The organism is Arcticibacter eurypsychrophilus (genome assembly GCF_001730525.1).
GTDB lineage: Bacteria > Bacteroidota > Bacteroidia > Sphingobacteriales > Sphingobacteriaceae > Arcticibacter > Arcticibacter eurypsychrophilus.
In genome coordinates, this window is the sequence record NZ_MDFN01000011.1 from 108,178 (window position 1) to 122,467 (window position 14,290).

15 protein-coding genes are annotated in these 14,290 nt (G+C 36.5%); 10 read left to right on the forward strand and 5 right to left on the reverse strand.

The window, feature by feature from the left end:
* Window position 1 precedes the first annotated feature (1 nt).
* The 5 genes from BFL47_RS07810 to BFL47_RS07830 are packed head-to-tail and all read left to right on the forward strand — an operon-like array spanning window position 2 to window position 5,608.
* Entirely contained in the window at window positions 2-445 is a 444-nt protein-coding gene (locus BFL47_RS07810; RefSeq protein WP_069659248.1) for a phosphatidylglycerophosphatase A family protein, read from the forward strand.
* A 5-nt stretch (window positions 446-450) separates the two neighbouring features.
* Entirely contained in the window at window positions 451-822 is a 372-nt protein-coding gene (locus BFL47_RS07815) for a GtrA family protein (RefSeq protein WP_069659249.1), read from the forward strand.
* Window positions 823-3,384, forward strand: a complete 2,562-nt coding sequence (locus tag BFL47_RS07820) for a DUF5686 and carboxypeptidase-like regulatory domain-containing protein (protein ID WP_069659250.1) — start codon at window positions 823-825, stop codon at window positions 3,382-3,384.
* A 32-nt stretch (window positions 3,385-3,416) separates the two neighbouring features.
* Window positions 3,417-4,697 carry a DUF4833 domain-containing protein gene (locus BFL47_RS07825; RefSeq protein WP_069659251.1) on the forward strand — a complete coding sequence of 427 codons (1,281 nt, stop codon included), beginning with the start codon at window positions 3,417-3,419 and terminating at the stop codon, window positions 4,695-4,697.
* Window positions 4,697-5,608, forward strand: coding sequence for a phosphatase PAP2 family protein (locus BFL47_RS07830; RefSeq protein ID WP_069659252.1), 912 nt, complete (start codon window positions 4,697-4,699; stop codon window positions 5,606-5,608). The genes BFL47_RS07825 and BFL47_RS07830 overlap by 1 nt, the downstream gene beginning before the upstream one ends.
* Here BFL47_RS07830 and BFL47_RS07835 read toward each other — a convergent pair.
* Both BFL47_RS07835 and corA read right to left on the reverse strand, forming a co-directional pair.
* Window positions 5,580-5,975 carry a response regulator gene (locus tag BFL47_RS07835; protein WP_069659253.1) on the reverse strand — a complete coding sequence of 132 codons (396 nt, stop codon included), beginning with the start codon at window positions 5,973-5,975 and terminating at the stop codon, window positions 5,580-5,582. The two genes, BFL47_RS07830 and BFL47_RS07835, sit on opposite strands and share 29 nt — an antisense overlap.
* A gap of 84 nt (window positions 5,976-6,059) precedes the next feature.
* Window positions 6,060-7,013: a magnesium/cobalt transporter CorA gene (gene corA, locus BFL47_RS07840; protein WP_069659254.1), complete on the reverse strand. Its 954-nt coding sequence runs from the start codon at window positions 7,011-7,013 to the stop codon at window positions 6,060-6,062.
* Between the two features lie 39 nt (window positions 7,014-7,052).
* Here corA and BFL47_RS07845 point away from each other — a divergent pair, with 39 nt between their 5' ends.
* On the forward strand, window positions 7,053-8,015 hold the full coding sequence (locus BFL47_RS07845) for a TIGR01212 family radical SAM protein (protein WP_170827291.1): 963 nt from the start codon (window positions 7,053-7,055) through the stop codon (window positions 8,013-8,015).
* Here the strand turns inward: BFL47_RS07845 and BFL47_RS07850 are convergent.
* Window positions 8,000-8,473 carry an SRPBCC family protein gene (locus tag BFL47_RS07850; RefSeq protein WP_069659255.1) on the reverse strand — a complete coding sequence of 158 codons (474 nt, stop codon included), beginning with the start codon at window positions 8,471-8,473 and terminating at the stop codon, window positions 8,000-8,002. The genes BFL47_RS07845 and BFL47_RS07850 overlap by 16 nt on opposite strands.
* Before the next feature lie 411 nt (window positions 8,474-8,884).
* Here BFL47_RS07850 and BFL47_RS07855 point away from each other — a divergent pair, with 411 nt between their 5' ends.
* From BFL47_RS07855 to BFL47_RS19760, 4 genes are all read left to right on the forward strand, one after another.
* Window positions 8,885-10,270 (forward strand): ammonium transporter, encoded by a 1,386-nt coding sequence (locus tag BFL47_RS07855; protein WP_069659256.1) that lies wholly within the window; start codon window positions 8,885-8,887, stop codon window positions 10,268-10,270.
* 118 nt (window positions 10,271-10,388) lie between these two features.
* Window positions 10,389-11,492 (forward strand): porin, encoded by a 1,104-nt coding sequence (locus BFL47_RS07860; RefSeq protein ID WP_069659257.1) that lies wholly within the window; start codon window positions 10,389-10,391, stop codon window positions 11,490-11,492.
* 135 nt (window positions 11,493-11,627) lie between these two features.
* Window positions 11,628-12,374, forward strand: a complete 747-nt coding sequence (locus BFL47_RS07865) for a tyrosine-protein phosphatase (protein ID WP_069659258.1) — start codon at window positions 11,628-11,630, stop codon at window positions 12,372-12,374.
* 321 nt (window positions 12,375-12,695) lie between these two features.
* Window positions 12,696-12,833 carry a hypothetical protein gene (locus tag BFL47_RS19760; protein ID WP_170827292.1) on the forward strand — a complete coding sequence of 46 codons (138 nt, stop codon included), beginning with the start codon at window positions 12,696-12,698 and terminating at the stop codon, window positions 12,831-12,833.
* Between the two features lie 100 nt (window positions 12,834-12,933).
* Here the strand turns inward: BFL47_RS19760 and BFL47_RS07870 are convergent, their stop codons facing one another.
* Both BFL47_RS07870 and BFL47_RS07875 read right to left on the reverse strand, forming a co-directional pair.
* Window positions 12,934-13,164, reverse strand: coding sequence for a hypothetical protein (locus tag BFL47_RS07870; RefSeq protein ID WP_069659259.1), 231 nt, complete (start codon window positions 13,162-13,164; stop codon window positions 12,934-12,936).
* 219 nt (window positions 13,165-13,383) lie between these two features.
* On the reverse strand, window positions 13,384-14,286 hold the full coding sequence (locus tag BFL47_RS07875) for an aldo/keto reductase (RefSeq protein ID WP_069659260.1): 903 nt from the start codon (window positions 14,284-14,286) through the stop codon (window positions 13,384-13,386).
* Between the last annotated feature and the right edge of the window lie 4 nt (window positions 14,287-14,290).

Consider the following 14,290-nt stretch of genomic DNA (forward strand, 5'->3'; position numbering starts at 1 on the left):
TATGTATAAATTAATTTCCACAAGTCTGGGTATTGGTTATATAAAAGGAGGGGGTACAATTGCGTCTCTGTTATGCTGTATATGCTTATATTTTAGCCGGACTTGTGGAATTAGTCCCCCGTTGTCAGTACTTATTGCCCTAATCATTTTTGCAGTAGGCTGGTTCACTGCAGAGAAAATGGAGCCTCTATGGGGGAAAGACAATTATCGGATCGTTATTGATGAAATTGCCGGTATGTACATCACCATGCTCTTCGTGCCATTAAGTTTGAAAACCTTATTCGTTGGATTCGTTCTTTTCCGACTCTTTGATATCACAAAACCATTTTATATCAGGCGCCTTGAAAAACTGCCAGGTGGTTTAGGCGTAATGATGGATGACGTTCTGGCAGGAATTTATGCAAACCTGATCCTGCAAATCGCCTTATTTGTAAGCTTTCTGTAAATTCAATGAAAAAATTCATCAAAGCACAACTTGCATCATTTAGTGGCACAGCTATTGACTTTTCTACTACAATAGTCAGTGTGGAGGTTTTTAATCACTGGTATGTGTCATCTAATTTAGCTGGAAACATATTAGGAGGGTTAACCAACTTTGCGCTGGGTAGAATATGGGTGTTCCAAGCCCGTGGTGAAAAGTTGCATTTGCAAGCTTTTAGATATGTATTAGTTTGGATTGGGAATATAATACTCAATACTTCTGGGGTATTTGTTCTCACTCATTATATGAGCATATCTTATATATATAGTAAAGTAATTGTATCTCTTTTCGTTAGCGTAGGGTGGAACTATTTTTTACAAAAACATTTTGTCTTTAAATAAGTGGATTCAATCAACAGGTTTATTAAAATTAGCTTTTTTACCATCATCTCCGTATTCTTTGTGCAATTGTCATTTGCGCAAACTACCGTGGTTAAAGGGACAGTAATTGATGCAAAGACTAAAGAAACGTTACCTTTTGTCAGTGTTACCATACCAGGGACCAGGTTAGGTTTCAGCACAGATGCCGACGGTAATTTTAATGTACAGTTAAGTGGCAATTATAAAACCATTTCTTTTACATACGTAGGGTATATATCACAAGTGAGAAATATCACTCCAGGAATTCCCCAAACCATTAAAGTACTCTTAAAAACGGATGCGAATGTATTATCCGAAGTTGTTGTTAAATCAGGAAGACGGAAAAAATACAGGAATAAAAATAATCCTGCTGTCGAGCTGATTGAAAAGGTAATTGCCAATAAAGATAACAACAGGGTTAAAGGGTATGACTTCGCTGAGTATCAAAAGTACGAGAAGCTTTCATTCGCTTTAAGCGATTTGTCGGATAAGTTCAAAGAAAAAAAGCTTTTTAAAAACTATCAGTTTCTTTTTAAAAATCAGGATTCGACAGCAATAGGGGGGCAGACTATTCTTCCTCTTTATATGGAAGAAAAGCTATCTGAAGTGTACTATAAGAAGAATCCTTCTCAAACCAAGACTAAGATACTTGCAATGAAAAAGGTTGACTTTGATCCTAAATATATTGATCAGCAAGGAGTAAGTGCTTACATGAACAGGATGTATCAGGATATTGATATTTATGAGAATAACATTTTTGTCGTAAGTAATCAGTTTTTGAGCCCTATTGCAAACAGTGCACCCAATTTTTATCTGTATTACATTACGGATACGGTAGTGATTGACAATCAGAAAGTCATTGAATTAAGCTACGCTCCAAGAAACAAAGGCGATATGTTGTTTCAGGGCAAGCTATATATCAGTCAGGATGGCAAGTTCGCCGTCAAGCAGGCATTAGTAACCGTACATAAAAATATCAATTTAAACTTTATCCGGGACTTTGAATCTACTCTTGACTTTAATCAGAATGAAAAGGGACAGTATTATTTAAGCAAAAATACTTTACAGATCAACTTCGGGATTTCCAAATCAAAGGGGAGTGGTGTCTTTGGTGAGCGTATGGTATCGTTTAAAAACTATATCATAGATAAACCTATCCCTGACAGTGTATTTAACGGTCCGATGGAGGAAGTAGTGAAAAGTGCCGATGTGCATACAGAAGCGTTTTGGAAAGACAACCGTCATGAGGTTTTAGCAGCTAGTGAACAAGGGATCTATCATAATATTGACAGTCTGCAGAATATGTCATCCTTCAAGCGTACAGCTGAGATCGCCACTTTACTTATAGCTGGATATAAATCTTTTGGACCTGTAGAAATTGGTCCGGCAAATACCTTCTATAGCTTTAATCCGGTTGAAGGATTCAGACTTAGGTTTGGGGGCAGAACCACTACCCAACTCAGTAAGCGCTATTATTTTGAAGGCTATGGAGCATATGGTTTTAAAGATGAGAAATGGAAGTACTTTTTAAGTTCCACCTATTCACTGAATAACAAGTCTATTTACCAGTTCCCGCAAAATTATATCCGTGCAAGTTTTCAAAGGGATACGAAGATTCCAGGACAGGAATTGCAGTTTGTGCAGGAAGACAATTTTCTATTATCTTTCAAACGAGGGGATAATAATCAGTGGTTGTACAATGACGTTTACAGGTTGGATTATATCAAGGAATTTGAAAACCATTTTTCATATACGCTTGGATTCAGGAAATGGAATCAATCACCTGCAGGATCGCTTCAATATAACTCCAGTCAGAACAATACCGTAGTTTCTCATGATGATCTCAATACCTCCGAACTCTCACTTGAATTGCGCTGGGCACCCAATGAAAAGTTCTATCAAAGCAAAATTTACCGTACTCCGGTTCCAGGACCTAATCCTGTATTTACTGCAAGATATACCGCAGGGATCAAAGGAATACTTCAGGGGGAATACAACTATCATAACTTGCTGGGCAATGTGTATAAACGGTTTTATCTGTCACAGTTGGGATATACAGATGTGACTGTTGAAGGTGGCTATATCTTTGGACAAGTTCCCTTTCCTCTTCTTGACATACATAGGGCGAATCAAACCTATTCTTATCAGTTAAATTCATATAACCTGATGAATTTTTTAGAGTTTGTGAGTGACCATTATGCCAGCTTAAATATTGACCATAGCTTTAATGGATTCTTTTTAAATAAAGTGCCTTTGATAAATAAACTAAAGTTGCGTGAAGTGGTCACCTTTAAAGGCCTTTATGGAGGGTTAAGAAATGAAAATAATCCTAGTATACATAATGAGTTATACAGCTTTCCGACCAATGAAAACGCGGTCCGCAGTACCTATACGTTAGACAAATCGCCTTATATAGAGGGAAGTGTAGGCCTCTCCAATATATTTAAGGTACTTCGAATTGATCTGGTAAAGCGATTTAATTATCTTGATCATCCTGAAGTTTCAGAATGGGGTATAAGAACACGCTTTAAATTAGATTTCTAACATTACCTTTGCGTTAATAAATAATTAAAATTATGTCTTTTGAGTCTATCCGGACCAGTCTGCAGTTGAGCATTTATAAAGTAATCAATCCTTTTGTAAGAATGCTTATAAAAATGGGATTAACGCCTAATGCAATCACGACGATCGGCCTGATACTGAATTTAGGAGTTGCAGCCATTTTTATAATGGGTGCAGAAAAGGGAAATCGTGGTGATTTGCAATTTGTAGGATGGGCAGGAGCTCTGGTATTATTTGCCGGCGTATTTGATATGCTTGACGGTCAGGTTGCCCGTCTCGGAAATATGAAATCCACCTTCGGTGCCATGTACGATTCTGTTCTGGATCGATATAGTGAACTTTTTCTTTTTCTCGGAATTTGTTATTACTTAATATCCCACCATTATTTCCTGAGCTCTCTTTTTGCTTTTATTGCCATGATCGGCTCCATGATGGTGAGCTACACCAGGGCAAGAGCAGAAGGCTTGGGTATTGAATGTAAAGGCGGCTTCATGCAAAGACCCGAACGAGTTGTGCTGATTGGAATTACTGCACTTGCCTGTGGCATTAGCGCTAAATATATTGGCAGTGACTATAAATTATTTATTCCTGGGATTTCAGTTCATGTTTTTGAAACCATGTCTATTTTTACTATCCCGATTACTATAATGGCTATCCTGACAAACATAACCGCAATAAAAAGGCTTATGGGTTCAAAAAAAGCGCTGGACGAGAAAGATGCTCAGGTGACATCATTAAAGCAACAGAGTGGAACAGCGGCTGTTTTGATTCTGTTATTCACTTTAGCGACATTTACTCCTCTAACACTTCAAGCAGGTATAGATCCACCTGCTAATTTTCCAGTTCCTAAAAATATCAAGAACCAACTCTTTTATCTGCAGCGCGATCCGAATTCGAATACAATCATTTGTCAGCTAAAGTTAGATGAGAATGGCAAGCCAGATAAAAAGAATCCTGTAAATGTATATTGGATCCGTTATTCGGAAAAGGGGCAATATGCACAACTTAGCTATATTCAGCGAAAGCTGGCTTACGGTATTAGTTCAAGGCAGGTGACTACTGAGGAATTTGAACTTAACTTTGTCTCCTACCCAAAATATCTGATGTCTTTAAAAAAGGGCAAGGATAATAAATATCATGTATATTCGAAAGTAGCCAATAGAAATGCCATTCTGAATAGTATTTATGTACATATAAAAGGGGGGACTTTCTGGGTTCCAAATGTAGTATATGTAGAGTTTAAAGCAACTGACCCAGTTACAGGAGAGAAATTGACAGAACGCATTAAAGTGTAATGAGTTTTAATCAAAAACACAGCTGGATAGTCACTATCTTATCTGTTTTATACCCGCTGGTTTCTTATTTCCTGATCGGATTTAAAGTTGAGCAGCTATTTCTGGCTGCATTAGTAAACTTTTTATTTTACGTATCCGGTGTAACCAGAAGAGTTATAATCGGATTTTCTATTTTCATTATATATTGGATTCTTTTCGATTATATGAAGGCCATTCCTAATTATCTCTATCATTCAGTTGATATATTACCCATCTATCATTTGGATAAGAAATTATTTGGCATCAATTATCAGAATCAAGTTCTGAGTTTGAATGAGTATTTAGATCTGAAACAAAATTCTTTTCTGGATGTTACGGCAGGTATTTTTTATTTAACATGGGTACCTGTACCTATGCTTTTTGCCCTGTACTTGTTTTTTACTAAGAGAGAGCAGTTTTTTTACTTTTCTTTAACTTTCTTGTTAATCAATATAATGGGTTTTGTTATATATTACCTACATCCAGCAGCTCCACCCTGGTATATTCAACAGTATGGGACTGTGTTTAATCCTATAACCCTGGGCAATACAGCTGGATTGGGACGTTTTGATACTTACTTCGGAGCAGAAATTTTTAAATCTATATATGCCAGGAGTTCCAATGTGTTCGCTGCAATGCCTTCTCTTCATTCTTCTTACCCCTTGTTGGTGCTTTTTTATGGTATCAAAAACAAGCTGAAATATATTAATATCTTATTCGCAATTATCATGATTGGGATCTGGTTCGCGGCGGTATATACGAGTCATCACTACTTTCTAGATGTTTTTGCCGGAATAATATGTGCTTTATCGGGGATAACCATTTTCCATTATTTGTTAAAAACTCAAATAATGAAAAACCTGATCAGGTATCTAATGAAGGTAACTCAGTAATAAGGCCTGATTCGTTTATTAACCACATAATGTTTGCTTTATTAAGGGGTTTATTTAAAAATCCCTTGATGTTTTTATAGTTTCCAGCTCTGGTGATATCTTCAGGATTTATTGATGATGAAAGAATGACTACATCTATGCATATAGAAGCCTCTTTAAGGGTATCAAGAAAGTCCCATGCATTCATCACGGGCATATTTATATCCAATAAAACCAGCTTGTTCTCAGGTGCGTTTTTAACGTAAATAACTCCAAGTGTAGGATCTTTAAAAACCGACAATTGCAGGTCTGCATTTGTCGATTTAAGCAGCATCGAGTGAATTTTATTGATTAAAGGTTCATCATCCACTAATATTATTTCTTTCACGTCAATGTTTTCAAAAGTGTGTTTAGGACTTATTTAAACGTGGATCAAGATAATGATATTGTTAAAATGTAAAAATATATTTCATTAAAGCCAGTTTTTCTTTTTAAAGTAGATTAAAGTAAATAATGAGGAGGCAATCATAAACAAAACTGCTGCAGCATATCCCCATTCCCAGTTTAATTCAGGCATTAACTTGAAATTCATACCATATACACTCGCTATTAAGGTAGGTGGCATAAAAGCAACTGTAGCTACGGTAAAAATCTTAATGATTCTGTTCTGTTCAATGTTCACAAAGCCCATAAACGTATCCTGAAGATATTCTAGTCTTTCGAAAGCAAATTTATTGTGCTCCAGGATAGAATTGATGTCCTTAATCATAATACGTAAAAAAGCCATGTATTCTTCGGGGAAGCTATTGCTTTTCATTAAGGCTGATATTAAACGTTGCTTGTCTATTATATTTTCCCTTAAAGACATGGTTTCGTTTTGAAAAGACGAGATCTGAATCAGCACTTCTTCATCTGAACGCTTCTGACGAAGAATAATATCCTGATTAAGCTTTGCGATCTTCCTCGCTAGTGCTTCTATTAAATCGGCATCCAGATCAATGGATGTTTCTAATAAAGTCATTAATACCTGGTAGCCATTATTAAAAGATGCAGGACTGGCTCGTATCTTTTTGACTGATTCACTAAATGTTTTCAGGTCATTATACCTATAGGTAAATAAAATTCCCTTTTCAACGATAATAGATACAGGACAATATTCAAAACCCTCTACGGTTATGGATAAGAAATTGCTATTTATGATTAATTCGTCTTCAAATTCACTAAAACGGGAAGAACTTTCAATCTCTTGAGATTCTTCTTCCGAAGAGTATTTAATATCGAAATAGGTTTCTACGGTCACCTTCTCCTCTATCGTAGAATTTTGAAGATCTACCCAAACCATACTGGTCATTGCTATATCGCGGAGATCTTCGAGATCAGTTTCTTTAATAAGTCGTCTGTCTTTTTTATAGTAAATACGAAGCATTCTCAAAGTTACAACATCATATTGATTATCTTTGTGTTAATGGAGAAGCTGAAGACGGTTGATAATGGATATAAAAATTATAATTCATACGGGGCCTATCTTAAAAAAAAGTATGAGGGGCAACGTGTCTTCAAAATTATTGTAGACGGTGGTTTCACTTGTCCAAATCGTGATGGCAGCAAAGGTTACGGCGGCTGTACCTATTGCAATGTAGATTCCTTCACACCTGAACTTACACGTCAGACTTCTAATATCCGCGAGCAGATTGAGAATGGAATCGAGCGTGCCGTCAATGGTTATAAAGCGGATAAATTTATTATTTATTTTCAACCCAATACAAATACCTACGCTCCGACGCACTACCTAAAAATGATGTATGATGAGGCGCTAGATGCATGTCCTTCTGATAAAGTAGTAGGCCTCTCTATTGGAACCCGTCCTGATTGTATAGATGCTGAGAAAATCGCGCTTCTTGAAAGTTATGCACATAAGGGACTTGATGTTGATCTTGAAATGGGTATGGAATCCATTTATAATGAAACACTCAGCCGGATTAACAGAGGATGTACCCATGAAGAGTTAGAGCATACTTTAAATTTGTTGGAGAATTCTACACTTGATGTTTGTCTTCATACCGTATTTGGTTTTCCATGGGAAAGTACCGAAATGATGTTACGTTATGCAGCTGAAATTAATCGGTTTCCGCAGATCAAGTTTGTTAAACTCCATCAATTATATGTAGTGCAGGGTTCTATCATGGGTGTTCAATACAAACGTGAGCCCTTTAAGTTGTTTTCAATGGAAGAGTATGCAGCTTTTCTTGCCCAATTTATTCCTCTTCTTCGCCCGGATATAGTGATTCAGCGGCTGTTTGGAATCTCTGATCTGGATTTGTTGATCGCACCTAATTGGGGACTTAAAAAGTCAGGTATTCAAACATATCTGGATAAATACCTGGAAAAACAAAATGTAGTGCAGGGTTCCTCTTATATATCTTTATAAGTGCCAAAAATTTCGTTAATTTTCTTCTCTCTGTAAGTAAATATCTTTTGAATTTTACTTTTTACCGTAATTCCATTAGCAATTCTGCCTACATAACCATATGGTATCGCATAGGTTAGAATATCTTTCATTTCTATTCCATGATCTATTTCTTTAAAATGATGTTGATGATGCCATAAGGCGAAAGGTCCGAAGCGTTGTTCATCTATGAAATATTCATGTTCAGTAATATGGGTAATCTCTGTCAGCCAATCCATTTTAATTCCTAGTAACGGTGCTACGGTATAGGCTATTAATATTCCAGGATACATTTTTTGATCAGTTTTTAAATCGCTTACAATTTTGAAGCCTAAGGAAGGGGTTATGTGTGCGAGGTTAAAAGGAGAGGAAAAAAAATCCCATGCAGTCTCCATAGTCACAGGCATTTTCTGTTCGAAGCGAAAAGTGTAAATCTTCATAGTGTGTTAACAGTATTTCAAGCTAAAAGTTCCATTTAGAGATATTCTGAAGAAATGTTTTTTTAAGCGGGTCAATTTTGTAATTAGAGCCAAAAATTCAATTTTATGGTGTTCTTTCCTTTAATTGATCGATCCCAATGATTAAAGTATAAAAAAATATTTAATTTTTATTTTTTTATACTATCTGTGGTAAATTCATGTAAAATATCGCTTTACAATCATTTATAATCAATTTTTGTCTTGTGTAATTGAGGTAAATATGTGTTTTATTGAAATAAAGTTAAAAAAAATACAAAAATAATTATGAATTATCTAAAAAATGCCTATTTTTATTTAAAAATCAATACAAAAAACTCTAAAGATTAACTAATACCAACAAATCTTTAATTTAACAACACTAAAAAAAAAATTATGAGTAAAAGCTTAGCTAAACAAACTATCCCATTTATTTTGCTGCTAATGGCAGCAATAGGGTCAGTTTTTATTCCTTCCATGCAAAATTTCGATGACGGGGGAAAAATTTACAATGGTGCAGATATAGCCTGGATCATGACTGCAACAGCATTAGTGTTCTTGATGACACCAGGGCTTGCTTTCTTTTATGGAGGAATGGTTCACCGCAAGAATGTGCTATCCACGATGATAAAGAGTGTGGTAGCAGCTGGAATTGTTACCGTATTATGGGTAGTGGTCGGTTTTAGTTTATGCTTTGGCGATTCCGTTAACGGAATAATAGGTAATCCTTTAACATTCCTGTTTTTTAAGGGAGTAAGTTCAGGTGCTCCCTGGGCAGGAGCTCCAACTATTCCTCTAACGCTATTTTCCATATTCCAATTGATGTTTGCGATCATCACACCAGGATTGGTAGTGGGTGCTGTAGCCGGAAGAATCCGTTTTACATCGTATATCACATTCATCGCTTTATTCATGCTGTTCGTATATGCCCCATTGGCACATTGGAGCTGGCATCCGGGAGGTTTCCTTTTTAAAATGGGAGCCCTTGATTTTGCAGGTGGTACTGTAGTACATATTTCAGCCGGATGTGCTGCTCTTGCTGGTGCATTGGTTTTAAAACGCCGTAGAGCTCACCTTGAAAATACCGAAGTTCCACCTGCCAATATTCCTTATGTACTGATTGGTACGGGTTTATTATGGTTTGGATGGTTTGGGTTTAATGCAGGTTCTGCTTTAGGCGCAAATTCACTTGCTGTTTCTGCCTTTATGACTACTAATGTTGCTGCTGGTGCAGCTGGACTAGCTTGGATGTTCTTTGATGTCATCCGTGGAAAAAAACCTTCTGTTCTTGGCTTTTGTATCGGTGCTGTAGTAGGTCTGGTAGCAATTACTCCAGGTGCAGGATTTGTAGCCATTCCACAAAGTATCTTTATTGGATTTATTGCCGCCATTATATCAAATATAGTTGCACATAAAATGACAAACTCCCGCATCGATGATACACTTGATGTATTTGCTTGTCATGGTGTAGGTGGTATGGTAGGGATGCTTTTAACAGGTATTTTTGCTACTAAAACAGTTAATGGAGCTGGTGCTGATGGTTTATTCTATGGCAATCCTGAATTCTTTTTTACTCAGTTTAAAGCGATGGCTGTTGCTGTAGTGTATAGTTTCACTGTTTCCTTCCTGATCTTCAAACTTATTAACCTGATTCAACCAATACGTGTTAGCACAGAGGAAGAAGAACTAGGACTTGATGCCTCTCAGCATAATGAAAAATACATGCAGGGCACACTGCTGGTTACTAAAGATGGAATAACCACAGAGGAAAATGCACTTTAGCCTTTATAAATGATTAAAACAGTAAAAATAATAAAATGAGTTGCAGGGCTTTGAGGCCTCATCGCTCTGCAACTCTTGTACCTCAAAGCAACCTTAAACAATCAAATTAATTATCAACATGCTAAAAAGATTCATTACTGCGATGTCAATCGCTGCAGTGGCAACATCTGCCTATGCTCAAGACAGTTCGAGTGTGTCACCGCTGGAAATTTCCGGTTCTGTTGATGCCTATTATAAGTATGATTTTGCGCAGCCGAAAGGTGGTAGCGGCAACATCGGGACTTCGTTCGCCAGTGACAATAATTCACTCTCCCTGGGAATGATTGATCTGATGCTGAAGAAAAGTACCGGAAAAGCTTCATTTGTCGGTGAGCTCTCATTTGGCCCAAGAGGTCAATACCAGTCTATTCCTAATGGAGATGGCGTAGATGTGGCCGGAAATAGTTTTCATATTCAGAATTTATATATGACCTACGCTTTCAATGAGAAAGTTTCTGTAACAGGTGGTTATATGGGTACATTCATTGGCTATGAAGTGATCTCTCCGGTCGGTAATTTCAATTATTCTACTTCATACTTGTTTACTAATGGTCCTTTTCAAAATGCAGGTATCAAGGCAAACTTTACATTGAGCGATCAGGTAGGATTAATGATTGGTGTATTTAACGATTGGAACGTATATAAAGACCGTAATGGTGTATCTCACTTTGGAGCACAATTGTCTTTATCTCCAGTTGAAGGGTGGACTGCTTACTTGAATGTCCTTACAGGTCGTTCTGCTAGTATTGCAGATGTTGATTTTGGAGATGGAACTCCATCTTCTGAAATATTAGGATCAGGAACCATACTTGACTTGACTACGGCTTATCAGATCACTCCAGCATTTAAGTTAGGCCTAAACGCTGCAGATTACAGTATGCCGAATGATAACGCAGGTGGCCTTGGTTATAGCGGTATTGCTTTGTATCCTCAATATGGAGTTTCTGATAATTTCATCATAGGACTACGCGGTGAATACTTCACATCTAAAGATGTTGCAGAGGTTTCCGGAACTTCAGTAAAAGCATTCACTTTAACTGCAAATGTAAAAGCAGGCGGACTTACTTTCATACCTGAACTAAGATTGGATAATACATCTGAAGCGGATAGATTTCTAAAGAAAAACGGTGATTTCACAAAAAGTGCATCTCAATTTTCTCTGGCGGCAGTATATGCATTCTAATTTTTCAATATTTAGCAATACGTATTATATAGAAAAAAAACTACTATCAAACAATAAAGGTTTTATGTTGGTTTAGTGTTGTTAAAGAGGGACAAGCTTATGCTTTCCCTCTTTTTATTTTCTAAATTTGCATCTATGTTCTCATCATTTAATTTTTTCTCCAAAAAACCAACTAATGTCACCTTAGAATGGATGGGCGTAGATATACACTCACATATTCTGCCGGGGATAGACGATGGCTCCAGAGATATGACCAGTTCCATATCCTATATTAAGGGCCTTTCTGAATTAGGAATCAAGAAGTTTATCTGCACCCCGCATATTTTTACTGAAGTTTATCCCAATAACGTGGATACAATTACTCCTGTACTTGAGTCTCTGAGGAAAGAGCTTGTTCTTCGGCATATAGATGTAGAAGTGAATGCTGCCGCCGAGTACATGATGGATCTAGATTTTTTAGATCTCTTAAAAAACGATCAGATATTATGCTTAAAGGGGAAATATGTTCTTGTTGAGATGTCCTATCAAGTTGAAACCCGTAATATAGATCAATTTATCTTCGATTTAAATATCAAAGGCTATTTACCCGTACTTGCTCATCCGGAACGGTATATCTATTACCACAATAATTTTCAACAATTGCGCCGCATGAAAGAACAGGGATGCCTGTTTCAGCTTAATCTGCTTTCCCTGGCAGGTTATTATGGAAAAGCGGTTAAGCAAATTGCGTTGATGCTAATCAAAGAAAACATGATAGACGTTGTAGGGTCTGATCTGCATCATGATAAACATCTGGAATATGTAAACAAATTTGTGAAGAGTGGAGACGCTGCTAAATATCTGGGAAATTACCCAATCCGAAATACGGAGCTTTTTTTATAGAAGAATAGGTCCTAATTCGAGAAATCAGATTTGTTTTTCCCTTAATAAAGACATGCAATAAATGGAATAATAGTTGTCTAACCATCAAAAAATGCGCTTTTAGGCTCTTGAAGTGACAATTAACGATTTTTAGAAGCGATTTGCTGGAATTAATTAGGTTGATATTTCTCGCTTATCTTATCAAAAATCAGTGAAAATCATCTAATTAGAATTGAAACTTCAATGGAAATAAAAAAAGCTTAACATTTTCTTAAAAGTTATTTAATGGGAAAATTGTAACAAAATTTCTCGTTTATTTACATAGAACAACGAAGGAAAGAAATGAAAGCGAAAGAATTTTTTGAAGAACCAGCAGAGATTAACAAGATTACAATTTTGGCATTTATCATAGGAAATGCGGTAGCCGTTATTGCCTTCATTACTCCATTTGCTTTATATATTTTGGCAAAGGAAATTTGATAGTAATAGGTGCCCTTCGTTTAAAGAACGGATTGTCGTTTACACCACATTCTGTTCTTTAAACGGAAAATTTTTCATTTTCAGACCTATTTTTAAATTACTAATCCCAGCCGGAGCCCTTAGTGGCTACACCAGATTTAACATGTTCTTCAGCTTTAACCTTACCAAGGATGGCGGCCATCTTGTTTCCTTCGCTATCTTTACCAGTAGCAATATATCTTCCTGACTTAATGTCGATCACTGGATCAATCATCGGAACATTTTTAGTCTTAGTTTTTACAGAATAAGCGGAAATTCCTTCTGTTTCTTCGGTTTTCTTTTCAGTTGTCATACGTGTCAAATTAAGCTCTTAATCTTTCAATAAGGTTCTGTAAAGCAAATTGTTTGCATTTAACCGCTATTTCTGTTAGAAAAATTAGAAAAAAAATATTTATTTATAAAGAATGATGATGATCATTTTTTAAATAGGCATGTGATTGTATGTTTGTCGTAGAAACATTCTTAATGAGTTGAAAGGAAAATTAGTCCGAACCTCCTGGTCCGGACTTTTTTATTTTAAATAAATATCCTCTCTGGAAGTAGCGTAAAGCTCATACCAGTCCTGATGATCCAGATCAATGTCAAAAGCCTTTACGATATTTCTTATTCTCTGCTCTTCTCTGGTACCTATTAAAGGAAGCGCTCCAAGTTTTATCAACCATGCTACTGCTACTGATTCGATATCCATCTCATATTTTACTGCAATTTTCTGCAGCTTCATCCTAACTTTAATTGCAAGGTCGTCCTTGCCATGAGCAATCCTTCCATCCGCCAGAGGGGCGGATGCTAAAGGTTTCATATACCTTTGCTTGATATAATCAATCTGACCATTATCCAGGGCCGATGTATTTAATAAATTTAGCTCGATATGATTGGTTACTATTGGTGCATTTAAAAATGATGCAAGCAACTGGTGTTGAAATACTGAAAAGTTTGTGATTCCAATATTCTTTATTTTTCCTGAATTTTTAAGTTGCGTTAATGTTAGAGCCGTTTCTTCAATATTAGAGATCGGATCGAGATGATTAAGCAAAAAGATATCAATATAATCGGTACGTAGCTTCCGTAATGAGTTTTCTACCGATGCTAAAATATGCTTGCTGGAGGTATCGTAGTGTTTTATGCGAACGCCAGGCTGACTACTATGCGGAACTCTCAATCCACACTTTGTAAATATGACAAGATCTTCTCTTTTAAAGGATTTTTGGCTGATAGCCTGACCAAATAATTCTTCACACTGATAGGAGCCATACGAATCGCCATGGTCAAAGGTATTAATGCCTAGTTCAAGACACAGGTTAACAATTCGTTCCATGTCGGCCGCAACATTACTTGCTTCATCATTCCAGCGATAAAATCCATATATTGCTGATGATACTTTCGGTCCCGAGTCACTTAAATAGGTCTTTTCCATAATT